Genomic DNA, 22981 nt, shown 5'->3' with positions numbered 1-22981 from the left:
CGGCCGGCAAACACCCGCGCGAAGGCTTCGACTTCTTCCCCCTCACGGTGGACGTAGAAGAGCGCTCGTACGCGATGGGCAAGATCCCCGGCTCGTTCTTCCGTCGCGAGGGTCGCCCCTCGACCGACGCGATCCTGACGTGCCGTCTGATCGACCGCCCCCTGCGCCCCACCTTCGTGTCGGGCCTGCGCAACGAGGTTCAGGTCGTCATCACCGTCCTGGCGATCAACCCTGACGACTCGTACGACACCCTGGCCATCAACGCCGCATCGGCGTCGACTCAGATGTCGGGCCTGCCCTTCACCGGCCCCGTTGCCGGCGTGCGTGTCGCCCTGGTCGATGGTCAGTGGATCGCCTTCCCCAAATACTCGCAGATGGAACGCGCCGTGTTCAACATGGTGGTCGCCGGACGCATCGCGGGTGACGACGTTGCGATCATGATGGTCGAAGCGGAAGCCACCGGCGACTCCTTCAACCTGATCTCCGAGGGTGCTCAGGCTCCCACCGAGGCCGTGGTTGCCGAGGGCCTTGAGGCCGCCAAGCCGTTCCTGCGTTCCCTGTGCGAAGCGCAGATCGAGCTCGCCGGCAAGTCGGCCAAGGAGCCCAAAGAGTTCCCGCGCTTCCTGGACTACCAGGACGACGTGCTCGCCGCCGTCACCGCAGCCTCCGAGGCTGACCTATCCGCCGCGCTGCAGATTGCGGACAAGCACGACCGTGAGAACCGCCTCGACGAGATCAAGGCGGCCGTCATCGAGTCGCTTAGTGGGCAGTTCGAGGGTCGCGAGAAGGAAATCTCCGCTGCGATCCGTGCCGTCACCAAGAAGACGGTCCGTCAGCGCATCCTCAAGGATGGCGTCCGCATCGACGGCCGTGGCCTGAAGGACATCCGTCCGCTCTCGGCCGAGGTCGCCTCGATCCCGCGCGTGCACGGCTCGGCCATCTTTGAGCGCGGCGAGACCCAGATCCTGGGCGTCACCACGCTGAACATGCTCAAGGCGGAACAGCAGATCGACTCCTACAATCCGGAGAAGAAGAAGCGCTACATGCACCACTACAACTTCCCGCCGTTCTCGACGGGTGAGACGGGTCGTGTGGGTTCCCCCAAGCGTCGCGAGATCGGTCACGGTGCGCTCGCCGAGCGGGCCCTGGTGCCCGTGCTCCCGAGCCGCGAGGACTTCCCCTACGCCATCCGCCAGGTGTCTGAGGCGCTTGGCTCGAACGGTTCCACCTCGATGGGTTCCGTGTGCGCCTCGACCCTGTCGATGCTCAACGCCGGTGTGCCGCTGCGCGCACCCGTCGCAGGAATCGCCATGGGCCTCGTGTCCGACACCGTTGACGGGGAGACCCGCTACGCGGCGCTCACCGACATCCTCGGTGCCGAGGACGCATTTGGCGACATGGACTTCAAGGTGGCCGGCACGTCCGAGTTCATCACCGCGATCCAGCTCGACACCAAGCTCGACGGCCTCCCGGCCTCGGTGCTCGTTGGCGCGCTTGCGCAGGCCAAGGACGCTCGTCTGCACATCCTCGACGTGATGGCCCAGGCCATCTCCGAGCCGGATGAGATGAGCGAGTTCGCCCCGCGCATCATCACGGTGCGCGTGCCCGTCGACAAGATCGGTGAGGTCATTGGCCCGAAGGGCAAGATGATCAACCAGATCCAGGACGACACCGGCGCAGACATCTCGATCGAGGACGACGGCACCGTGTTCATCGGCGCCGTTGACGGTCCCTCGGCGGAGGCCGCTCGTGCGGCGATCAACGCGATCGCCAACCCCCACATGCCTGAGGTGGGGGAGCGCTTCGTCGGCACCGTCGTCAAGACCGTCGCCTTCGGCGCCTTCATCTCGCTCAGCCCCGGCAAGGACGGACTGCTGCACATCTCGCAGATCCGCAAGCTGGTGGGTGGCAAGCGTGTGGAGAACGTCGAGGACGTCCTGTCCGTCGGTCAGAAGGTCCAGGTCCAGATTGGCGAGATCGACCCGCGCGGCAAGCTTTCGCTTGAAGTGGTGGAAGACGCCAAAGCTGAGACCGCTGACGACGCCTCGGACGACGTTTCCGACGACGAGTAGTCGCCGCCGCGTCATCGACACGCTCACGAGGGCGGTCCCGGGCAACCGGGGCCGCCCTCGTGGCGTCTGCGCCGTCCCGACCGCACCCTGCGGGCCATTGGTGCGCCAGCATGGCTCCGTGAGCGGGTTAGGCTCGCACACATGCCTCATGACCTCCCGCTGATTCCCGCATCCGATCCCGATTCGAGTCTCACGTTCGAGCAAGACCACGGCGCCGTTGTCCGTCGGTCGATCCTTCCCGGCGGGGTGCGCGTGTTCACGGAACAGATTCCTGGCATGAGGTCGGCGACCCTTGGCGCGTGGATCGGCAAGGGTTCGCGCGACGAGTTGCCCGAGCACGCGGGCTCGACGCATTTCCTTGAGCACTTGCTCTTCAAGGGCACACCTACGCGCAGTGCGCTCGATATCGCGGAGTCGTTTGACCGCGTGGGAGGCGAATCGAATGCGATGACCGCCAAGGAGTTCACCTGCTACTACGCGCGTGTCATCGACGTCGACCTGTTGATGGCGACGGAGGTGATTCTCGACATGGTGACGGGCGCCAAGCTGACGCAGGCCGACTTCGATCTCGAACGCGGGGTCATCCTCGAGGAACTCGCCATGGCGGACGACGACCCGGGTGACGTCGCGCACGAACGTTTTGCCGAAGCCATCCTGGGTGGGCACTCGTTGGGCAGGCCGATTGGCGGCACCCCCGACATCATCAAGGGCGTGGAGCGACGCGCCGTGTTGGAGCACTACGGCGAGCACTACCGCTCGCAGGGCTTGATCATCACCGCGGCTGGCGGCGTGGAGCACTACGCCCTGTGCGACGCGGTGCTGACCGCCCTGAGCCGTGGCGGATGGGACACCGACGGCGACGTGGCGCCACTTGCCAGGCGTGACACGACCGCATCGGTCGACTCGACCCTGACGCCGCGACTGAACGTGGTGAGAGACATCGAGCAGGCGCATATCGTGCTCGGTACGCGGGGCCTGGCTGCCGCCGACGAACGCCGCAACGTGCTGGGCGTCATGAGCACGATCCTGGGCGCGGGGATGTCCTCGCGGCTGTTCCAGGAGATCCGTGAGAAGCGCGGGCTGGCGTACACCGTGTATTCGTTTGGCCAGCCGCACGCGGAGACTGGCCTGTTCGGCATGTACGCGGCGTGCAGCCCCACCAGGGCCGACGAGGTGGCGGGCTTGCTGATGGCGGAGTTGGAACGCCTGTCCGAGGGCATCACGCCCGGCGAGCTTGAGCGTGCGCAGGGCCAGATCGCCGGAGCGACGGTGCTACGGCTGGAGGACTCGTACTCCCGCATGTCGCGACTGGGCAAGGCGGAGATGGTGTTCGGGGAATTGTGGAGCATCGGCGAGGCCCTGGATCAGGTGCGCGAGGTCACGGCCGACGACGTCGCCGCGTTGGCGTCAGAACTCGCGGCACGGCCGCGCGGCGAGGTGTGGGTGGGCCCCGCGTCGTAGGGCTTGCCGCACTTCACCGGTAGGCTCGAACCATGATCCATGTCGCAGTCGTCGGGGCCTCCGGTCGTATGGGCAGGGCGGTCGTTGCCGCGGTTCAAGCGGCCGAGGACCTTGACCTTGTCGCTCAGCTGGATTCCGGCGATGACCTCGCCGAGGCGGCACGCGCCAAGGCGGAGGTCGCGGTCGACTTCACCGTTCCCGAGGCGTCCGAGGCGAATGTGCACGCCCTGATCGAACTCGGGCTGCACGCCGTGGTCGGCACCAGCGGCTGGACCGCCGAGGCTCTTGACCGCGTGAGCGAGCACCTCAAGGAGCGCCCGGAACTGGGCGTGCTGGTGGCCCCCAACTTTGCGCTGGGTGCGGTGCTGGCCATGCGACTGAGCGCGGCCGCGTCCAAGTACTTCGAGTCGGTCGAGATCGTGGAACTGCACCACCCCGACAAGGTGGACGCGCCCTCTGGTACGGCGGTGCACACGGCCGCCGGGATCGCCGCGGCCCGCGCGGAGGCAGGCGTGGCGCCGTCGCCCGACGCCACCACCGCGGACCCGGATGGCGCCCGTGGCGCGCTGGTGGATGGCGTCCGGGTGCATGCCGTGCGCCTGCGCGGTCTCGTGGCGCACCAGGAGATCCTCATGGGCAACCCCGGCGAGCAGTTCACGATTCGCCACGACAGCTTCGACCGCGTCAGCTTCATGCCAGGCGTCCTGCTCGCCGTGCGCAACGTGGACCGCCACCCGGGCCTCACGGTCGGCCTTGATCACTACATGGATTTGTAGTGGGGCTGCTCAGACGCCCGGCGTTCCTGGCGGCGGCAACCACCTTCGCCATCGTCGCCCTGTACTTTGCGCTGGTCGCCGGGCGCGCCTTCATGTTCATTGCCACCGACGACCCCGTCGCGCGTGTCCTCGGCGTGGCATTGCTGGTGCTTCCCTCGATCGGCGTGTGGTGGATGATCCACGAATGGCGCACGGGAACCGTGGTGCAGCGCATGGCCAACGAGCTGGAGCGCCAGAACCGTTTACCGCTTCACGACGGCGAGACGGACGAGCGGGGTAAACTTACCGAGTCCGCCCAGGCCGCCGTGTTCGAGGTGGCGCGCAGGAACGTGGACGCCCGTCCCGATGACTGGGCTGCCTGGTTTCACGTGGCTTACGCCTACGAGGCGAGCGGGGACCGGTCGATGGCGCGCAAGTCGTTGCGGCACGCGGGAGACCTCTACCGCCAAGCCCGGCGGGCCACGCGCCAGGCGACGTAGCGCATCGCCTCGTCAGGAGGCGTCCGTCAGCGAGGCGTGCCAGAGCTTCTCAGGGATCGCGAATCCCGGCCCTTCCAGCTCCCGGCTCATGCCGGCCTCGCCGAAGCCCGCGCCCGCCAAGAACTCGGTGCGCACGGTGTCCTGTTCGAGTGACCAGATCTTCATCTCTTTGCCACCGTTGTTGCGAAGGTGATCCGCGGCGGCCGCCAGCAGGCGGGATCCGTGTCCGCGCCTGCGCCATGCGGGGTCCACCTCGAGGGCGACGATGCTGTTGGGGGGCGACATCGCGGCAAAGCCGACGATGGTGCCGTCGGAGGTGGCCACGAGCACCTGGTGGCCCGGGGTCGGCGGCTGAGAGATGGACTGTGCCCACCCCTTGGTGATCTCCTCGCGGTCGAAGGCGTGGTGGCGGCGCGTGCCGAGGCGTTCTCCCAGTGAGGCGACCCAGGCGTCCACCTGGATGCGACCGATTTCTTGCTCGTCGCCGGGCCGGGCCGGGCGGATGGACACGTCGGGTGCGGCGGACTGACTCATAGCACCGAGACTACGCGTTGCCGCGCGGTGTTGGACAGGACCTCGGTCAACTCCTCACGTTGACCCGGGCAGACCGGCGGTGGACAGCCCGGCGGCGAGTCCGACAGGCGGCGGGGGCAGACCGGCGGGTTCAGCCCCAGCCCAGTGCCCGCAAGCCCGCGGCCACGCCTGCGGCGGCGATGACAACCACGATGAAGGGTGCGCGACGCCACAGCAGCACGGCGGCGACGGCGACGGCGGCCACGCGAGCGTCGAACGCGAGGGCGCGGCCTGACGTGAAACCCTGCACGGCAAACAGTGCGAACAGCAGCGCCACGGTCATGTAGCTGGCGATCCGGTGCACGCGCGGGTGTTCCAGCCAGCGTTCGGGCACCCGGTGGCCCGTGGCCTTGGTGAGCCAGGACACTGCCCCGGCCGCCACGATCGCGACCCACAGCCATGCGTGTGCGCTCATACGGGCGCCTCCGTCGGCTCGAGGTCGATGGGCGGTCCGCCCCATCCGGCAGCGACCGCCACCAGGGCGGCGGCGAGGATCGGCAGCCCGGCGGGCAGGACGGGGGTGAGGGCCAAGGCGAAAAGGGCCGCGGCCGCGGCGACGGCCTGGGCCCTGCGCGGCGCGAGTCGCGGCCACACGAGCCCAAGGAACGCGGCGGCGGCCGCGGCGTCCAGTCCCCACGCTTGCGGTTCGCCGATGTACTGGCCGGCGACCGCCCCGACGCCCACGAGGATGTTCCAGGCGACAAAGACGCCCACCCCCGTCCACCAGAAGCCCGTGCGCCTGGCGTCGCGGTCATGTGCCGGCTGCGCCAGGGCGACCGCAGTGGATTCGTCGATCGTGACTTGGGCGCCCCACACAAACCGCCACCCGCGCATCGGCCGCAGGATGGGGGCGAGAGTGACGCCGTAGAAGCCGTTGCGGATGCCCAGGAGCGCCGATGTTCCCACGGCGGCCCAAGGAGAGCCGGCCGCGCCTATGACGCCCACAAACGCGAACTGGGAGCCGCCGGAGAACACGATCAGCGAGAGCGCTAGCGTCTGCCAGAGGTCGAGCCCGGCGGCGACGGCGAGCGCGCCCTGGCTCAGTCCGTACGCTCCGGTCGCGAGCGATACGGAGACCGCCTGCTGGCGCACGGGGCTGAGCCCGGTGGTCAGGCGGGCCATGGCAGCTCGTGTCCATCGACGTCGAAGAGGTGCGGGCGGGGGGTCGAGGCGAAGGGTGTGCTGGCGAGGTGCTCGGGTGTGGCGGACCACATGTCGGTGGGCTCTGCGTCCGGGACGCCCGGCACGGGCGTCAACGCGCGGCCGTCGTAGGAGAAGCCGCAGCGCTGCGGCACGGCGCGCGACGTCACGTTGTCCGGAGTGTGGTGGATCTCGACTCGCTCCGCGCCAGCGAAGGCCAATGCGACGCGAGTGAGCGCTAGCACCGTCTCGGTCGCGTAGCCGCGGCCCTGTTGGTCACGTGCGATCCAGTAGCCGATTTCCAGGACTCCTGCGCCGAGTCGTGTGTGGAGTCCCGTGCCTCCTACGTAGTCGCCCGCGTCGCGAAGGAAGATCCCCATGGTGAAGTCGCGCCGCTCGTCAAAATCCGCGATCAAGGTGTTGATCAGCGCGGCGCGCTCCGCGGGGGGGAGGGGCTCGGCGCGCGCCCACGGCATCCATGGGGCAAGGTACTGACTGCTCGCCGTGACCACGCGAGACATCTGTTCGGCATCGGCCGCCTGGTATCGGCGCAGTACCAGGCGTTCCGTGACGATGCGGTGGGGGATGTTCCACCGAGACTCAGCCATGCGCCGATTCTGGCACGCCGCGAGGGCTCAACCGCGGGGTGCGGTGGCGCGGTGGTAGGTGACAAAGCGGTAGCCCAACCCGGTCTTGGACGTCTGGGAGTCGGAAGCCGACGCGACGGTCCAGTCCGCGGGGTCGAGTTCAGGCGCGAAGGTGTCGCCCTCGGTGATCAGGTCGATCTCCGTGACGACCACCTCGTGGGCGATCCCCAGGGCTGCGGCGAACAGTCGAGCGCCGCCGATAATCCACACGTCGGATGAGGGCTCCTGTTCATTGACCAGTTCCAGCGCGCCTGCTAGGGAGGTGGCCGATGCGGAGTTGCGAGGGCCCTCACCGGAGGTGACTACCACGTTGAAGCGGCCGGGCAACGGCCGGAACATCGCCGGGAGCGACTCCCACGTGCGTCGTCCCATCACCACGGCCTCGCCCCGCGTGCAGTCCTGGAAGTGGGCGAGGTCCTCGGGCAGGTGCCAGGGCATGTCGCCGTCGCGCCCGATGACCGGGCGACCGGCCCGGTCGAGTGCCTGAGCCCAGATGGCGTAGATAGTCACAGTGCTAGGCCGTCATGGTTCTAAACAGCAATCGGGGCCTTGATGCCCGGGTGGTGCTGGTAGTCCAGGATCTCGACGTCGTCGATGTCGTACTCCATCAGGGACGGCCGGTCGGCGAGGCGCAGGGTGGGGTAGGGATACGGGTCGCGGCTGAGTTGCAGGTGGACCTGGTCCAGGTGGTTGGAGTAGATGTGGCAATCGCCGCCGGTCCACACAAAGTCGCCCACCTCGAGGCCGGTCTGCGCGGCGATCATGTGGGTGAGCAGGGCGTACGACGCGATGTTGAACGGCACCCCCAGGAACAGGTCCGCGCTGCGCTGGTACAGCTGGCAGCTGAGCTTGCCGTCCGCCACATAGAACTGGAACAGCGCGTGGCACGGGGGCAGCGCCATCTCGTCGATCAGCGCGGGATTCCACGCTGACACCATGTGGCGGCGCGAATCGGGATTGGTCTTGATCGACTCGATCACCTTCGCAATCTGGTCGATGTGGCGCCCGTCGGGCGCCGGCCATGAGCGCCACTGGTAGCCGTAGACGGGACCCAACTCGCCGTCGCCGTCCGCCCACTCGTTCCAGATGGTGATGCCGCGCTCCTGCAGCCAGCGCACGTTGGTGTCGCCGCGCAGGAACCACAGCAACTCCCCCACGATGGAGCGAACATGCACCCGCTTGGTGGTGAGCAGCGGGAAGCCCTGGCTGAGGTCGTAGCGAATCTGGCGGCCGAACGTGGACAGGGTGCCGGTGCCGGTGCGGTCGCCCTTGACGGTGCCGGTGGCGAGGACGTCGCGCAGCAGATCCTCGTACGGGGTGGGAATCGCGGTCACGTGCCACAGACTACGCCGACGGCTTGCCACGCGGAGTGCGACGCGGCGACACGCCCGGCTGGCGCGAGTAGCGTGGAAAGGGTCCGCACCGCCGCCACCATCACAAGGAGTGCCATGGAACCCCTCGATCTGACCGCGCTGGCCGCCGAGCACCTCGCCGAGGCGCGCGCCGCATCCAATGGCCGCAGTTCCGTCAAGCTTGTAGGCGATCACAGCGCACTGCTCCGCGAAAACCTCATTGCGCTCAAGGCTGGCGCTGCGCTCCAGGATCACGAGAGTCCGGGGGAGGCGACGCTCCTGGTGCTCGAGGGCCAGATCGAGTTTCACGCGGGCGACGAGACGGTGATGCTCGATGCGGGCCACCTGATCGAGATTCCGCCGACGCGGCACGGCCTGACCGCGCTCACCGACGCGGTGGTGATCCTCGCGGTCGCGAAGGCGTAGCGGCGGGGCGTGGCTGTCGCGGATGGCCGGGCACGCAGACACACCGATGCGACACGCCGACGCGGTAGGTTAGTGGCTATGAGGAAGCCCTTTGGCACCGTGCTGACAGCCATGGTGACGCCGATGCACGAAGGCGGTGCCATCGATCTCGCCTCCTCGCAGGCGTTGGCCACGTACCTGGTGTCGCGCGGTTGCGATGGGTTGGTGCTGTCCGGAACCACGGGAGAGGCGCCCACCACGCACGCGCCCGAGAAGGTCGACCTGTTGCGCGCCGTGCGCGAGGCGGTGGGCCCCGACGTTGTGATTCTCACGGGCGCGGGTTCCAACGACACCGCCCACGCCGTGCGCATGGCCGAACAGGGCGAGGAGAACGGCGCCGACGGCATCCTCGCCTTGACGCCGTACTACTCGAAGCCCAGTCAGGCTGGGGTGGTCGCGCACTTCCGTGCCATCCTCGGCGCGACGGGCCTGCCCGTGATGATCTACGACATCCCCGGCCGCACGGCCTTGGCGATGTCGGACTGGGCGCTTGACGAACTCGCCGCTCACTCGCGCATCGTCGCTGTGAAGGACGCGACAGGCGACGTCGCGCAGGCGGCCGAGCGCATCGGCCGCACGGGTCTTGCCTGGTATTCGGGCGACGACCCGCTCACACTCGATTTCCTGCGAGTCGGCGCCGTGGGCGTCGTCTCCGTTTCCTCGCACATCGCTTCACGCGAGATCGCGGCCATGATCGCCGCCCACGAAAAGGGCGACGATGCTGAGGCCACCCGGATACACGAGGCCCTGTTGCCCGTGCATGCCGCCGTTTTCAATGGGCCTGGCGCCACCAATGCCAAGTCCGCCACGCACTGGGCCGGAGTGATTCCCAGCAGGGCCATGCGCCTGCCGCTCCTGCCTGCCAGCGACGCTGAGTACGCTGCCCTGACCGCGGCCCTGGAGGCCGCAGGAATGACCCGATGAACTTTCACCCTGAACTTCCCACCCCGCCACCGCTCGCCGAAGGATCCCTGCGCATGCTTGCGCTCGGGGGACTGGGCGAGGTGGGCCGCAATATGCACGTGATCGAGTACCGCGGTCGCCTGCTCATCATCGACTGTGGCGTGCTCTTCCCCGAAGAGAACCAGCCGGGAGTCGACCTGGTGCTGCCCGACCTCAGCTACCTTGAGGACCGCGTGGACGACATCGAGGCGCTCGTGCTCACGCACGGCCACGAGGACCACATCGGCGCCGTGCCGTACCTGCTGCGCATGCGTCAGGACATCCCGATTCTGGGTTCGCAGCTGACGCTCGGGTTCCTCGACGCCAAGCTTGCGGAGCACCGCATCAAGCCCGTCACGCTTGCCGTGAAGGAGGGTCAGCGGGAGAAGATCAAGGACTTCGACCTGGAGTTCGTCGCGGTCAACCACTCGATCCCCGACGCCCTGGCCGTGTTTGTGCGCACCCCCGCGGGCACCGTCCTCAACACCGGCGACTTCAAGATGGACCAGTTGCCGCTCGACGGCCGCATCACGGACCTGCGTGCCTTCGCGCGCTTTGGCGAGGAGGGCGTCGACCTGTTCCAGGTGGACTCCACCAACGCCGAGGTGCCCGGATTCACCACGTCCGAGGTGGAGATCGCGCCGACGCTGGACCGGCTCTTCGCCAACGCCGAGGGCCGCGTCATCGTCGCTTCCTTCGCAAGCCACGTGCACCGCGTCCAGCAAGTGATCGACGCCGCCCACAACCACGGCCGCCGCGTCGCGTTCGTGGGGCGCTCCATGGTGCGCAACATGGGCATCGCCGCCGAACTCGGGTTCCTCCGGGTTCCCGACGGGATCTTGATCGATCCCAAGAAGGCCGACCAGCTGCCCCCGGAAAAGGTGGTCTTCATGTCCACCGGTTCACAGGGCGAGCCGATGGCCGCGCTGAGCCGCATGGCCAACAAGGACCACAAGGTCGAGGTGGGCAAGGGCGACCTGGTGATTCTCGCGTCGTCCCTGATCCCGGGCAACGAAAACGCGGTGTTCCGCGTCATCAACGGCCTGATGCGCCTGGGTGCGACCGTGGTGCACCAGTCCAATGCGCGCGTGCACGTCTCCGGCCACGCGTCGGCAGGCGAACTGCTGTACTGCTACAACATCGTGCGTCCCAAGAACGTGATGCCCATCCACGGTGAGGTGCGCCACCTGCTCTCCAACGGCAACCTGGCCATCAAGACGGGTGTCGCTCCCGAGCGCGTCATGTTCGCCGAAAACGGCGTGGTGATCGACATGAAGAACGGCAAGGCGAACGTGGTGGGGGCCATCGAGTTCCACAACATGTACGTCGACGGATCCTCGGTGGGCGAGGTGACGGAGTCCGAACTCAAGGACCGCCGCATCCTGGCCGACGAGGGCTTTGTGTCGGTGTTTGTGGTGATGGACTCCTCGAACGGCCGCGTCATCTCTGGCCCCGAGATTCACGCGCGCGGCATCGCGGAGGACGACGGCGTATTCGACGCGATCATGCCCGAACTCAAGAAGGCACTGGAAGAGGCCGCGAAGAGCGGTGCGACGGACAACCACCAGTTGCAGCAGGTGATGCGCCGCGTGGTCGGACGATTTGTGGGCACCAAGTTGCGCCGCAGGCCCATGATCGTCCCGATTGTGATCAACGCCTAAGGGACCAAGCCGGCCGAACGGTTGGATAGTCTGGTCGTATGGGCGACATGCGTTTTGGATCAGTCGGTGACAGCGGCCTGAGGGTGTCGGTGGTGGGCCTCGGCTGCAACGCCTTCGGCACCCGGATCGACGCGGACCGGACCCAGGCGGTCGTGGACGCGGCGATAGACAACGGCATCACGTTCTTCGACACGGCCGACGCCTACGGAGAAGGGGCCAGCGAGGAGCTGTTGGGTCGGGCGCTCGGCAAGCGTCGCGGTGATGTGGTGGTGGCGACGAAGTTCGGGATGGGGAACCACGACTTTGAGCACTGGGGAGCCCACGGTAGCCGCAGGTATGTGCGGCGAGCGGTCGAGGCAAGCCTGCGGCGGTTGGGCACCGACTACATCGATCTGTATCAACTGCATCGTCCCGACCCCATCACGCCGATCGAGGAGACTCTGCAGGCGATGTCGGAGCTTGTCGCCGAAGGAAAGGTCCTCTACATCGGGTCCTCGAACCTGTCGGCGTGGCAGGTGACGCACGCGCACTGGGTGGCACGGTCGGGCGGGCTACAGCGGTTCGTTTCGGCGCAGAACGAGTACTCGATCTACAACCGCGCCGCGGAGGCGGAACTGGTCCCCGCGTGCGAGTCTGCGGGAGTGGGGGTCCTGCCCTACTTCCCGCTCGCCTACGGGCTGCTCACCGGCAAGTACCACCGCGGTCAGGCCGCGCCCGAGGGCAGCCGCCTGGCCCTGTCCACACAGGCCGCACGGCTCGCCGGCGCGGACTGGGACCGGGTCGAGGCGTTGGAGGCGTACGCGGCGGAACGTTCGGTGTCGCTGCTGGCGCTGGCGATCGGCGGCCTGAACGCGCAGCCAGCGGTGGCCAGCGTCATCAGCGGCGCGACGAGGCCGGAGCAGGTGGCCGCCAACGTGGAGGCCGGCCTGTGGGAGCCGAGCGCTGCGGACCTGGCCGGTCTGGGCGAGCTACGCGAGAGTCCGACGTTCTCGTACACCACCTTCGCCTGACGGGTTCGGCGCGCGCGTGGCTCGCCCCCAGGCGCCGCTGTCGCGTGAGCGTGAGCGCAGAGTTCGAGGCGGCGTGGCCTGGACCAGGGGGAGAACGATGAACACGGACGATGCGACGGCCGACGAGGTTCTCTTCTCGACGCTGGTGAACGGGCGCAGGCCGTGGTTGTCGGCCGTGGCGGCTGTGGCCGCGCTGATCGGTGTCTCCGCCGCCGCGTGGTGGGGTGCCTGGTCGCTGTGGGCGGGGAGGCGTCTTCCCGACTTGGCGCTGCCTTCCCCTCGTCCGTTCGCCCTTGGCGCCGGTGTGGCGATGATCGCGGCCACGGAGTTGGCGCATGTGACGCACATGCGCCAACTGGCGCGAGTGGCACACGCTGGTGGTGCGACACCCCGAGTGGGGTGAGAGTCCGCAGGAATGGCAGATTCAGGTGGGCGGGGTGGTGAGGTCGGCGCGGCCGACGTGGACCTCGGCGGGCCCGTTTCAGGCGATCGCTTTGTGGGGGGAGGGCGTGCTCATTGGCCGTTCCCTGGGCGGGCACGGGCGGGCCCAGGGAACCCGATTTTCAGTCGCTGACGTCGATGGCGCGGTGGCGTTGGTCGGCGCCAGCTGCACCGTAGGGATAGTCCGAAACGACGGGGGCGCTCACCTCGTCGAGGCGCTTGAGTTCGTCGGCGGTGAACTCGACGGAGGTGGCGCCGAGGTTATCGACGAGTTGGTCGGTGTTGCGCACCCCCAGGATCACCGAGGTCACTGCGGGCTGTGCCTCGAGCCAGGCAAGCGACACCTGCCCCGGATTGACCCCCTTGGCCTTCGCGATCTCCTTGACCGTGTCGAGGATCCGCCATGTTCGTTCCTGCTTGTTGCGAGGTGCCCACGCCTCCATTCCGCGCTTAGGGTCCTCGCCCAGGCGCGTGGCTCCCGTCGGGTCCGCGTCGCGCTGATACTTGCCGGTGAGCCAGCCGCCGGCCAGCGGCGACCACGGTAGCAACCCGATGTTCGCATCCTGGCAGGCCGGCACGATCTCGGACTCGATCTCCCGCACCAGCAGGCTGTACTGCGGTTGGAGCGTCACGGGCGGTGTGAAGCCATTGGCACGCGCCACGTGCACGGCCTTGGTGAGCTGCCAGCCAAGGAAGTTCGAGAACCCGTAGTAGGCGATCTTGCCGCTGCGCACGGCGTCGTCCAGGAATCGCAGCGTCTCCTGAAGCGGAGTCACTGCGTCCCAGGCGTGCATCTGGTACAGGTCGATCTGCTCCACACCGAGACGCCTCAGCGACGCGTCAAGCGCGCGACCGAGGTGGCGCCGGGACGTGCCGAGGTCGTTGCGGCCATCGCCCATCGTGAAGCGTGCCTTCGTGGCGATCACGACCTGCTCGCTGTCCGTGGGGTGCGCTACGAGCCAGGACCCAATGATCTTCTCCGAGACGCCCCTGCTGTACACGTCGGCGGTGTCGATGAGATTGCCGCCGGATTCGAGGTAGTCGTCAATGATGGCGTGCGATGTCGCCTCGTCGGCCTCCGCGCCGAAGGTCATGGTTCCCAGAGCGAACGTCGACACGACGGCTCCGCTGTTTCCGAGGGTTCGATAGTGCATCGGGGTGTCCTTATCCATTGAACGCATCGATCCGGGGTCAATGCCAGGAGTGTTGCGCGTTGTAGCCGAGCATACGGCGTGCCTTGTCGATCGACAGCGACGTGTGACTGGCGGACCCCTACCCCAGCTGCGGCGGCGAGCGCGCACTCCGGATCGCTCAGAACGGCAGCCCGTCGCCGACAAAGCGAGCGCCACCTCGTATCCGCCTCGGTCTGCTCTACCTGGACATCCACTCGAGCGGCGGCTTCGCCGTCGGATTGGACCTCAACGCCGGCCGTGGACCATCGGCACTCGCAGTGTCGCAGTGGCCGAACGAGATGTGAGCAGATCGTCGCAACAAACGGAACGCTGACATTGAACGCGACGTGAAAACTCAAACGATTGACGCCCCACTGTTTCAGGATCACAGCCAGGCATGCGCCAACAGCAACTCGTAGCCAACGACCAACCGGACGTATCGGCTAGGTGCAGGACCGCCATTGTGACTGAGCGCGTTGCCGCTGACGCGGTGAAGCGGATCTCCGGCCAACAGGGGTCCCGCGTTCGAAGGTGGTACCGGGTTGACTAGCGGTAGGCCGCGTCGGCGGTTCGCGTGTATTAGCTGCTGTGCATGGACCTAGCGAGCCACACGACTCCCTGGTGGATCGCCACTCCGACGCCGATGATGGCCAGTCCGAGGATCGCGGCGCCCACGACAGGCACCGGCTTCCACCACCGACCCGTGAACACACCGGAGATGACCACCGTCGGCATAGCGGGGGCCGTCGGTCGCCACGTGCCCTCTGTTCACGACACGCCGCCAACGATCGACCCCGGATCGAGCGGCCGCACCTTCCTTTGCGTGGGCCGGGCGGGGTGCGTCACCGTGAGGTGGGCGGTAAGATTCACTTCGCCACCACGAGTCCCTCGCGGCGACTCGCCAATGTCCCAAGCCGCGATTGCTTGGAGGTCTCCGGTGCGAGACACCACTTGTCACATGTCGATCTCGCTCGACGGCTTCGTCGCGGGGCGGGACCAGAGCCGAGAGAATCCGCTGGGGAAACGCGGCCTCGAGATCCACCGCTGGCACCTTGGCGAGACGCGCGAGAATGAAGCCGACGCCATGGCCGAAGCCTGGCTCATGCGGCCGCGCGGCGCATACGTCATGGGAAGAAACATGTTCGGGCCGGTCCGGGGCGAATGGGACGACGACTGGGACGGGTGGTGGGGGCCGGAGCCTCCGTATCACGCGCCCGTCTTCATACTCACCCACCATGCCCGCAAGTCGATCGAGATGCAGGGCGGCACGAGTTTTCACTTCGTCACCGAGGGCTTCGCTGCCGCCTACGCGCAGGCGCGCGAAGCTGCGGGGGAGAGTGGTGTCGACATTGCCGGGGGCGCGGCGACCGTCCGGCAGGCTCTCGCTGCCGGAGTGATCGATGAACTCGCGCTCGACGTGGTCCCCATCCTGCTCGGGTCCGGCGAGCGGATCTTCGACGGAGCAGAGTCATTCGCGTTCGAGCCGGTCGAGGTGCTCAATTCTCCGCTCGCGACGCACATCCGATACCGGCGCGCGACGTAGCGCGACCACCTCGACTCGTCCACGCCGCACGATGCTAGAAGTCGAACCTGGCGTCCTTCCCCACCGAACGAGGCCTCACGAAGCGTCCCGCCTGCGCCTTCGCGAGTAAGCCATCCACCTTCAGAATGTCGTCGGTCCCCATGCCCAGTTCTCGGAGCCTCGCGCCGAACGCCGTCCGGTCAACGGCCATCCATTCTTCGCGAGCGCTGTTCAGATCGGCTTTCAGTTTGTCGACGTCGCCCGAGTGAAGGCGGTCGCTGTCACCACTCGCCGCTTGAGCCAAGACCCCTGCGACCTTCTCAGCCCGTTCGGGAAGTCCCTTGGTCTCATTCATGGGGTTCAAACTAACATTCACCGCCGCAACGTAGCCTGGGCAGATCATGATGAAGCGACGCAGTCCACACACGCGGGGAGCAACGAGCGCACAGCGCCCGCGCCTGAGCGCACGCTCCAAGGAGGACAAGTGAGCCGGATCACGATGTCTCACGAGGAGTTTGAGGGACTCGTGAGGGACGCCATGGATGCCCTTCCGGAGTGGACCATCCCCACGCTTGAGGAGTTCGCGGTGCTCGTGGAGGACGCGCCCGCGCCGGGCTCCACGCGCCCAGGGACCACCCTGCTGGGCCTGTATCGCGGGATCCCGGTGACCGCTCACGGCGGCCGGGTGCCGGGCTCGATGCCCAGCACCATCACCCTGTACAGGCTGCCCATCCTTGCGGCGTGCGCCAGCCGAGAGGACGTCGCGCCACGCGTGCTCAAAGTGCTGGGCCACGAGGTGGGCCACGCGATGGGAATCCCCGAAGCGGAACTACGCGAGCTCGGCTGGTACTAGGTGCGTATCCCGGGGCGCCTCCTGACCGCCGTCTGCCTCGCGTCGTAGCCTGGGGGCACTATGGCTCAGTCTCGCCCCACGCGCTCACGCACCACCACGTCCACGTCGACGGGGCGTGCGCCCGCGCGCAAGAACTCCCGCAGCAGGGCCCCGGCCCGTAAGCGGCAGACGTCGGCGTGGCCGGTGCGCGCCCTCAAGGGCGTCGGCGCCGGCTCCGCCCGTCTGGTGGGCGGGGGTGTGCGGCGCCTGGGTCAGGGGGCTCGCGACGTTCCGCACGAGGTACGGCGCGACGGCCTCGCGCTGGTCCTGATCATCGCGGCCATCCTGGTGTCCGCGAGCGAGTGGTTCCAGCTCGACAACTGGTTTGGCCACGTGATGCACCGCATCGCTGCGGGCACGTTCGGCGTGATGGCGCTGGTGCTGCCCGTGCTGCTGGTCGCGATGGCGATCCGCCTGTTCCGCACGCCTCAGGAGGGCGACGCCAACTATCGGATCGTGTTCGGTTCCGTGCTGCTGTCGCTCGCCGTGGGCGGCATCATCCACATCGCGAACGAGGCGCCGTCGCCAACCGACGGCCTGGCGCCCGTGCAGGAGGCCGGCGGCATCGTGGGCTTCCTGGTGGGCACCCCGCTGGCGCAACTCGTGACACCACCGCTCGCCATCACCGTTCTGGCGCTCTTGGCGATCGCGTTCACCCTGTTCGTCATCGGCAAACCGCTACGCGAGGTGATCTCCGGCGCCACGCGTCTGGTGCGTGGGCTGTGGTCCGGCCGCGGCAGCCACTCCGACGACGACGACCTCGACCTGCCGGAGCACGGCACGCTGGAGCCCAAGAAGCGCGCCAGCCTGCGCCAGAAGGCCGCCGATGCCCGGCGTCGGCGCCTCGAGGGCGGCTACGAGGCCGACGAGGCCTTCGCGTCCGCCGCCACGCGCGAGCACAGCGACTTCGAAAACCTGGTGCACCCCGGCGCCCCTGGCCACGAGAACACCCCCACGCAAGAAGACCCCACGGTCCCCACGCCGATGCACGGCTCGCCGCGGCACGGCACGGGCGCCCACGCCGTCGTCTCTCCCTACGCATCGTCCGGCGACCCGGAACTGGACGCCATGGACGCGGCCGATGCCGACTCCCAGAAGACCACCAAGATCGAGCGCACCCCGCCGCCCACCACCGTGGTTCCGGCAGGGGAGCAGGGCCAATTGGAGAACTCCAACCCCTACGTGCTGCCCGCGCTCGAGGTGCTCGCCAAGGGCGCGCCCCACAAGACCCGGTCCAGCGCCAATGACCGCGTGGTCGAGTCGCTCACCAGCGTGCTGAACCAGTTTGGCGTGGACGCGACCGTCACCGGCTTCATGCGCGGACCCACCGTCACGCGCTACGAGGTGGAACTGGGCCAGGGCGTCAAGGTCGAGAAGATCACCCAACTGTCCAAGAACATCGCCTACGCGGTGGCCAGCCCGGACATCCGGATCCTGTCGCCCATCCCGGGCAAGATGGCGATCGGCATCGAAATTCCGAACACGGACCGCGAGACCGTCTCCCTGGGCGACGTGCTGCGCTCCCCGGTGGCATTCAAGAACGACCACCCCATGGCGATCGGCATCGGCAAGGACGTCGAGGGCGGCTACGTGATGGCCAACCTGGCGAAGATGCCCCACCTGCTGGTGGCGGGCGCCACTGGCGCCGGCAAGTCGTCCTTTGTGAACTCGATGATCACGTCCATCCTGATGCGCGCCACGCCTCAAGAGGTGCGCATGGTGCTGGTGGACCCCAAGCGCGTGGAACTCAGTATTTACGAGGGCATCCCACACCTCATCACTCCCATCATCACCGACCCCAAGAAGGCCGCGCAGGCCCTCGAGTGGGTGGTAAAAGAGATGGATACCAGGTACGACGACCTCGCGATGTTCGGCTACAAGCACATCGATGACTTTAACAAGGCGGTGCGCGCGGGCAAGGTCAAGCCGCTGCCGGGCTCCGAGCGCCGCATCACCACATACCCGTACCTGCTGGTGATCGTGGACGAGCTGGCCGACCTCATGATGGTGGCCCCGCGCGACGTGGACGACTCGATCCAGCGCATCACCCAGTTGGCGCGTGCCGCGGGCATTCACCTGGTGCTGGCCACCCAGCGACCGTCCGTGGACATCGTCACCGGCACCATCAAGGCCAACGTGCCGTCGCGCCTCGCCTTCGCCACCTCGTCGCTCGCCGACTCGCGCGTGGTGCTCGACATGCCCGGCGCCGAAAAGCTGATCGGCCAGGGCGATGCGCTGTTCCTGCCCATGGGCGAGTCCAAGCCGATGCGCGTTCAAGGGGCGTGGGTCACCGAGTCCGAGATTCACGCCGCGGTCGAGCACGTGAAGACGCAGGCTCAGCCGCAGTTCAGGGACGATGTGGTGGTGGTGGGCAACCAGGCCAAGGTGGCGGAAGACATCGGCGGCGATTTGGACGATCTGCTGGCCGCAGCGGAACTGGTCATCACCACCCAGTTGGGTTCCACCTCCATGCTGCAGCGCAAACTGCGGGTTGGCTTCGCCAAGGCGGGTCGCCTCATGGATCTTCTCGAAAGCCGCGAGATTGTCGGCCCGTCTCAGGGTTCGAAAGCACGTGAGGTATTCGTCACTGCCGACGAACTGGTCTCCACGTTGGCTATTCTGCGGGGCACTTCCTCCGATACGGTGAGTGACACCCGTTTACCAGAACCTGAGGACGGACCATGGGAGGACTCCTAGACCTCCTCCAGCAGCCGCACGTGGCTACTGGAGCGGCGGTGCTCGTCCTCGTCGGGTTCGCGGTGGCGTTCCTGTCCTTTGTACGCTCCGGAAGGGCCCGGCGCGCACGCGACATGGCGCTCAGGCGCGAGAGAAGTTTGCGCAAGCAGTTCGACGCGATCCTGATGTCGGCCCGCGATGGCGTGATCATCGTGGCTCAGACTGGAGAGATCGCGGTACTGACGGAAGCGGCCGCCCAGATGATCGGCGTGGACCGAGCCAACGCTGTGGGCAAGGCGCTCGGCAGCCTGCCCTTCAAGGGCGTCGACGAGCACATGCGACCGGTCATGGCCCACGAGGCATTCGCGCCGGGACGGGACGACGCTCGTCCCCGCGTGATTGGCGTGCCGGGCCGCCGCGGCGAAGACGACCTTCGGTGGGTCCAGGTGATCTCCCGAACGGTCCCGGATGCCGTGGACGGCGGGCCGGCGACTATCACCACCATCATGGACACCACCGGCCTGCAGGAGGCCACCGAGGCGCTCCAGCGCTCCGAGACGCAGTTCCGCCGCGCCATGGACAATGCGCCCATCGGCATGGCACTCGTCGACCTCGAGTGGCGGCTGATGGAGGTGAACCGGGCCTTCGCCGAACTCATGGGCTCCACCGTCGCGGCACTGCGCGGCACCCCCTTCAGCGCCCTGTCCCACCCCCATGACCTGCAGGCGGAGCGCGACCAGCTGCAACGACTGTATGACGGGCTTCAGAACCATTTCTCGCTTGAGAAGCGGTACGTACGCTCCGACGGCAACGTGGTGTGGGCCGTGGTGGATGTGGCGCTCGTGCGGTACGCGGGTGGCGCGCCCGACCACTACGTGGTGCAGGTGCGCGACTCGACGGACGACCGCCTCACGTCGGAACTGATGGCGCACCGGGCCATGCACGACCCCCTCACCGGCCTGGCGAACCGCACCCTCATGCAAGACGTGTTGCAGCGTGTGCTCGAACAGCCCGACGCGGCCCACCGGGTCGGCGTGATCGCGGTTGACCTGGATGGCTTCAAGGGCCTCAACGACCGGTTTGGTCACGCGACCGGCGACAACGCCTTGGTACACGTTGCCGGGGTGCTGCGTTCCGCGACGGCAGGTCGCGGAACGGTGGCACGCACCGGCGGCGACGAGTTTGTGATCGTGGTGCAGGATTCCGATGCGCCCAAGGCGCTGTACGACATCGCCTCATCCATACATCTAGGGCTCAAGCGCCCCCTCCAGGTCAAGCGACACCAGCTCCACCTTCACGCCTCCGTTGGCATCGCCATTGCCGACGACGACACCATCGAGGGCGGCGCCCCCAGCCTTTTGGGCGCTGCCGACGCCGCCATGTATCGCGCGAAGGCCATGGGGAAGTCGCGCACCGAGGTGTATGAACCCTCGATGCGCGTCACCACCGAGAATCAGAGTGCACTCGCCGGGGAGTTGGTACGAGCGATCGACCGCGGCGACCTGGTGCTCCACTACCAGCCGGTGCTGGAGCTCGCGACGCGCACCGTTGTCGGCTACGAGGCGCTCGTGCGATGGCAGCACCCCACACGCGGGCTGCTCCTGCCGGGAGCGTTCCTGGGGCTTCTTGACGATCGCAAGGTGGCCACTCAGTTGGGGACCAACCTCGTGGAGCAGGCGGCAGTTTTCCTCACGCAGTGTCCTTCGCCAGCGACCTGGGTGTCGCTCAACGTCTCGGCGGAGCAGCTGGGCGACAGCGAGTTCGCCAACGCCATCCTCGGCGCGATTGCGCACCACCATCTCAGCCCGCAACGACTCGTCGTCGAACTGACCGAAGCGTCCATGGTCGCGCCCAACACCCGCATTCGCCACGAGCTCACGGAGCTTCGCAACGCGGGCGTGCCGATCCTGCTTGACGACTTCGGCACCGGCGTCTCGCCGCTGAGCTACCTGCGTGACTTGCCTGTGTCGGGCGTGAAGCTCGACATGTCGTTCGTCGCAGGCATCCCCGAGGACCCGGCGGGCGCCCGCGTGTCACGGGCGCTCGGCGCCTTGGCGCGCGAACTGGGGCTCGCGACCATTGCGGAGGGCATCGAGACCGAGTCGCAGGCGGACTTCCTCTCCCGTTGCGGCTGGCGCTACGGCCAAGGCTGGCTCTTTGGCGTCGCGCAGCCCGCATCGGCCGCGCTCCGGCTAGGCATCGACTTCACCGAAAGCCTCATCGACCCGCGCCCGCAGGAACACGACAACCCCTTCGACTTGCCGCCGCTGCACGCGGCCGGCTCCTAGCGCGACGACGCGGAGGTCTGGGCAGCCGTTGCGACGGCGCCGACCCGTGACTCGGTCATCACGCCGTCCGACAGGGCAGAGGGCGGCGCGGTGCGTTCCGGGGCCTGGCTTCCGACGGCATCCGCTACCCGCTGGTGGCGCGCCGCCACCTCAGCCTGCGACAGGGATCCCACGCCGCCCGGGACATCCGTGAGCACATGCATCGCGTGATGGTCTCCCCGATCGACGGTGGTCGCGGTCCACTCCACGGACGCGGTCACCGTGCCGTCAAGGTCGATGTCGAAGGTGGCAGTGAGCAAGACGCCCGACGTGCTGTTCGCCGTGCAGCACTCGGCGTATTGGTTTGACAGGAAGTTGCCCAGGCCGAACGCCGTCCACATGCCGTTGCCGTACGGCCCGCCCGGGAGTTTCTCGATGGGTTGCGGAACGTGCGCGTGGTGCCCGATGTACAGGTCCACCAGGCCGGACGCGGCGATCTTCTCCGCCAACGAGCGCTGTGCGGCCGTGGGCGCCGTGCGGTACTCGACGCAGCAGTGCACCGACGCGACCACCACATCGGCGCCCTGGTCGCGAGCCGCCTGCGCCGCCGCGATGATGGGCGTGGCGTCGGCCGCATCGGCGTCGAACGTGTTCACCGACCACGACATGCCGGAGGGTTTGGGCAGGCCGTTGAGCCCGTACGCGTAAGAGATGTGGGCCACCTTGATGGTGCGCTCGCCCTCGGACACCTCGTACATCTGGACCGCCGCCGCCTCATCCGCCGTGCGCGCGGTGCCGGCGCGCCCCAGTCCGTACTCATCCATCGTGTCGAGCGTGGAGGTGACGCCAGCGAAATTCCTGTCGACGCTGTGGTTGGACGCGGTGGAGCAGCCGTCCCAGCCGACGGCGGCGAGGTCTCTGACCATCTCGGGCGGGGAGCCGAACAGGGGGTAGCCCGAGGGCGCCACGCCCGGCGGCACCACGGGAACCTCCATGTGGCACAGCGCCAGGTCGGCGCCCGCTATGTAGGGTTGCACGCCCGCCATGAGGGGAGTGAAGTCATAGCCCGACGAGGTGGTGGCCGACGCCACCACGGGGCCGTGGGGGAGGACGTCGCCCGCGGCGACGAGGGTGAAGTCGACCGGACGGATGGGGGGTTCCTTCACGGCCACGCGTGCGGGAGGCGGCGGAGGCTCGGCGGCCACGGTGACCGCAGGGGGAGTCTGGGCTGCCGCGGTTGCGAGCCCGGGTATCCGCGCGGCGGCTGCGGCGCTCGCGCCGATCATCGCAACGACTCCGACGACGCCCGCCACCACCACAAAGCGGCCTCGAGTGCCCGGGGACCGGGTGGGCGGAACGGGCTGGGCCATGAGGCAAGTGTCTCCCATGTGCAGCAATACCCGGTGAATCCGTGTACGGCGCGTGGCCGAGAC

The 22981-nt window shown here is 67.8% G+C and carries 23 protein-coding genes; 13 read left to right on the top strand and 10 right to left on the bottom strand.

What is annotated here, in order from left to right:
• The 4 genes from QZZ29_RS10080 to QZZ29_RS10065 all read left to right on the top strand — a co-directional run.
• A partial coding sequence (locus tag QZZ29_RS10080; RefSeq protein WP_291382943.1) for a polyribonucleotide nucleotidyltransferase occupies positions 1-2072 on the top strand: 2072 nt, incomplete at its 5' end.
• Positions 2073-2213: 141 nt separating this feature from the next.
• Positions 2214-3533: a pitrilysin family protein gene (locus QZZ29_RS10075; protein ID WP_291382940.1), complete on the top strand. Its 1320-nt coding sequence runs from the start codon at positions 2214-2216 to the stop codon at positions 3531-3533.
• A gap of 32 nt (positions 3534-3565) precedes the next feature.
• The gene (gene dapB, locus QZZ29_RS10070; RefSeq protein WP_291382939.1) at positions 3566-4309 is read left to right on the top strand and encodes a 4-hydroxy-tetrahydrodipicolinate reductase; all 744 of its coding nucleotides are present in this window, start codon (positions 3566-3568) and stop codon (positions 4307-4309) included.
• A complete protein-coding gene (locus tag QZZ29_RS10065; protein WP_291382937.1) occupies positions 4309-4788 on the top strand; it encodes a hypothetical protein in 480 nt (159 codons plus the stop codon). Before dapB ends, QZZ29_RS10065 begins: the two co-directional genes overlap by 1 nt.
• Before the next feature lie 12 nt (positions 4789-4800).
• On the opposite strand, the gene QZZ29_RS10060 is transcribed toward QZZ29_RS10065, so the two are convergent.
• The 6 genes from QZZ29_RS10060 to QZZ29_RS10035 form a co-directional block, all read right to left on the bottom strand.
• On the bottom strand, positions 4801-5322 hold the full coding sequence (locus QZZ29_RS10060) for a GNAT family N-acetyltransferase (RefSeq protein WP_291382936.1): 522 nt from the start codon (positions 5320-5322) through the stop codon (positions 4801-4803).
• 130 nt (positions 5323-5452) lie between these two features.
• Complete coding sequence (locus tag QZZ29_RS10055) at positions 5453-5776, bottom strand: AzlD domain-containing protein (protein ID WP_291382934.1); 324 nt, start codon at positions 5774-5776, stop codon at positions 5453-5455.
• Entirely contained in the window at positions 5773-6483 is a 711-nt protein-coding gene (locus QZZ29_RS10050; RefSeq protein ID WP_291382933.1) for an AzlC family ABC transporter permease, read from the bottom strand. The genes QZZ29_RS10055 and QZZ29_RS10050 overlap by 4 nt, the downstream gene beginning before the upstream one ends.
• Positions 6471-7109: a GNAT family protein gene (locus tag QZZ29_RS10045; protein ID WP_291382931.1), complete on the bottom strand. Its 639-nt coding sequence runs from the start codon at positions 7107-7109 to the stop codon at positions 6471-6473. Before QZZ29_RS10045 ends, QZZ29_RS10050 begins: the two co-directional genes overlap by 13 nt.
• 27 nt (positions 7110-7136) lie before the next feature.
• On the bottom strand, positions 7137-7658 hold the full coding sequence (locus tag QZZ29_RS10040; RefSeq protein ID WP_291382929.1) for a dihydrofolate reductase: 522 nt from the start codon (positions 7656-7658) through the stop codon (positions 7137-7139).
• A 20-nt stretch (positions 7659-7678) separates the two neighbouring features.
• Positions 7679-8482 carry a thymidylate synthase gene (locus QZZ29_RS10035; protein WP_291382927.1) on the bottom strand — a complete coding sequence of 268 codons (804 nt, stop codon included), beginning with the start codon at positions 8480-8482 and terminating at the stop codon, positions 7679-7681.
• A 114-nt stretch (positions 8483-8596) separates the two neighbouring features.
• Here QZZ29_RS10035 and QZZ29_RS10030 point away from each other — a divergent pair, with 114 nt between their 5' ends.
• From QZZ29_RS10030 to QZZ29_RS10010, 5 genes are all read left to right on the top strand, one after another.
• Positions 8597-8926, top strand: coding sequence for a cupin domain-containing protein (locus QZZ29_RS10030; protein WP_291382926.1), 330 nt, complete (start codon positions 8597-8599; stop codon positions 8924-8926).
• Positions 8927-9004: 78 nt separating this feature from the next.
• Positions 9005-9889, top strand: coding sequence for a 4-hydroxy-tetrahydrodipicolinate synthase (gene dapA, locus QZZ29_RS10025; RefSeq protein ID WP_291382924.1), 885 nt, complete (start codon positions 9005-9007; stop codon positions 9887-9889).
• Complete coding sequence (locus QZZ29_RS10020) at positions 9886-11568, top strand: ribonuclease J (protein WP_291382922.1); 1683 nt, start codon at positions 9886-9888, stop codon at positions 11566-11568. Before dapA ends, QZZ29_RS10020 begins: the two co-directional genes overlap by 4 nt.
• A 47-nt stretch (positions 11569-11615) precedes the next feature.
• On the top strand, positions 11616-12578 hold the full coding sequence (locus QZZ29_RS10015) for an aldo/keto reductase (RefSeq protein WP_291382952.1): 963 nt from the start codon (positions 11616-11618) through the stop codon (positions 12576-12578).
• Positions 12579-12675: 97 nt separating this feature from the next.
• Entirely contained in the window at positions 12676-12981 is a 306-nt protein-coding gene (locus tag QZZ29_RS10010) for a hypothetical protein (protein WP_291382921.1), read from the top strand.
• Between the two features lie 160 nt (positions 12982-13141).
• Here QZZ29_RS10010 and QZZ29_RS10005 read toward each other — a convergent pair whose 3' ends face one another.
• Both QZZ29_RS10005 and QZZ29_RS10000 read right to left on the bottom strand, forming a co-directional pair.
• On the bottom strand, positions 13142-14173 hold the full coding sequence (locus QZZ29_RS10005) for an aldo/keto reductase (protein WP_291382919.1): 1032 nt from the start codon (positions 14171-14173) through the stop codon (positions 13142-13144).
• A 597-nt stretch (positions 14174-14770) separates the two neighbouring features.
• Positions 14771-14926: a hypothetical protein gene (locus tag QZZ29_RS10000; RefSeq protein WP_291382918.1), complete on the bottom strand. Its 156-nt coding sequence runs from the start codon at positions 14924-14926 to the stop codon at positions 14771-14773.
• A gap of 202 nt (positions 14927-15128) precedes the next feature.
• Here QZZ29_RS10000 and QZZ29_RS09995 point away from each other — a divergent pair, with 202 nt between their 5' ends.
• Positions 15129-15734: a dihydrofolate reductase family protein gene (locus QZZ29_RS09995; protein WP_291382917.1), complete on the top strand. Its 606-nt coding sequence runs from the start codon at positions 15129-15131 to the stop codon at positions 15732-15734.
• Between the two features lie 34 nt (positions 15735-15768).
• On the opposite strand, the gene QZZ29_RS09990 is transcribed toward QZZ29_RS09995, so the two are convergent.
• Positions 15769-16068: a hypothetical protein gene (locus QZZ29_RS09990; protein WP_291382915.1), complete on the bottom strand. Its 300-nt coding sequence runs from the start codon at positions 16066-16068 to the stop codon at positions 15769-15771.
• 129 nt (positions 16069-16197) lie between these two features.
• On the opposite strand from QZZ29_RS09990, the gene QZZ29_RS09985 reads away from it, so the two are divergent.
• The 3 genes from QZZ29_RS09985 to QZZ29_RS09975 are packed head-to-tail and all read left to right on the top strand — an operon-like array spanning position 16198 to position 21569.
• Positions 16198-16566, top strand: a complete 369-nt coding sequence (locus tag QZZ29_RS09985; protein ID WP_291382914.1) for a metallopeptidase family protein — start codon at positions 16198-16200, stop codon at positions 16564-16566.
• Positions 16567-16626: 60 nt separating this feature from the next.
• Entirely contained in the window at positions 16627-19302 is a 2676-nt protein-coding gene (locus QZZ29_RS09980) for a DNA translocase FtsK (protein ID WP_291382912.1), read from the top strand.
• The gene (locus QZZ29_RS09975; RefSeq protein ID WP_291382910.1) at positions 19287-21569 is read left to right on the top strand and encodes an EAL domain-containing protein; all 2283 of its coding nucleotides are present in this window, start codon (positions 19287-19289) and stop codon (positions 21567-21569) included. The genes QZZ29_RS09980 and QZZ29_RS09975 overlap by 16 nt, the downstream gene beginning before the upstream one ends.
• Here QZZ29_RS09975 and QZZ29_RS09970 read toward each other — a convergent pair.
• Entirely contained in the window at positions 21566-22918 is a 1353-nt protein-coding gene (locus QZZ29_RS09970; RefSeq protein WP_291382908.1) for a CapA family protein, read from the bottom strand. The two genes, QZZ29_RS09975 and QZZ29_RS09970, sit on opposite strands and share 4 nt — an antisense overlap.
• Positions 22919-22981: the final 63 nt, after the last annotated feature.

The organism is Demequina sp. (assembly GCF_016278765.1).
Taxonomy (GTDB): Bacteria; Actinomycetota; Actinomycetes; order Actinomycetales; family Demequinaceae; genus Demequina.
Note: the sequence above shows the minus strand (reverse complement) of the source record. Positions and strands in the feature narration are given on the sequence as shown.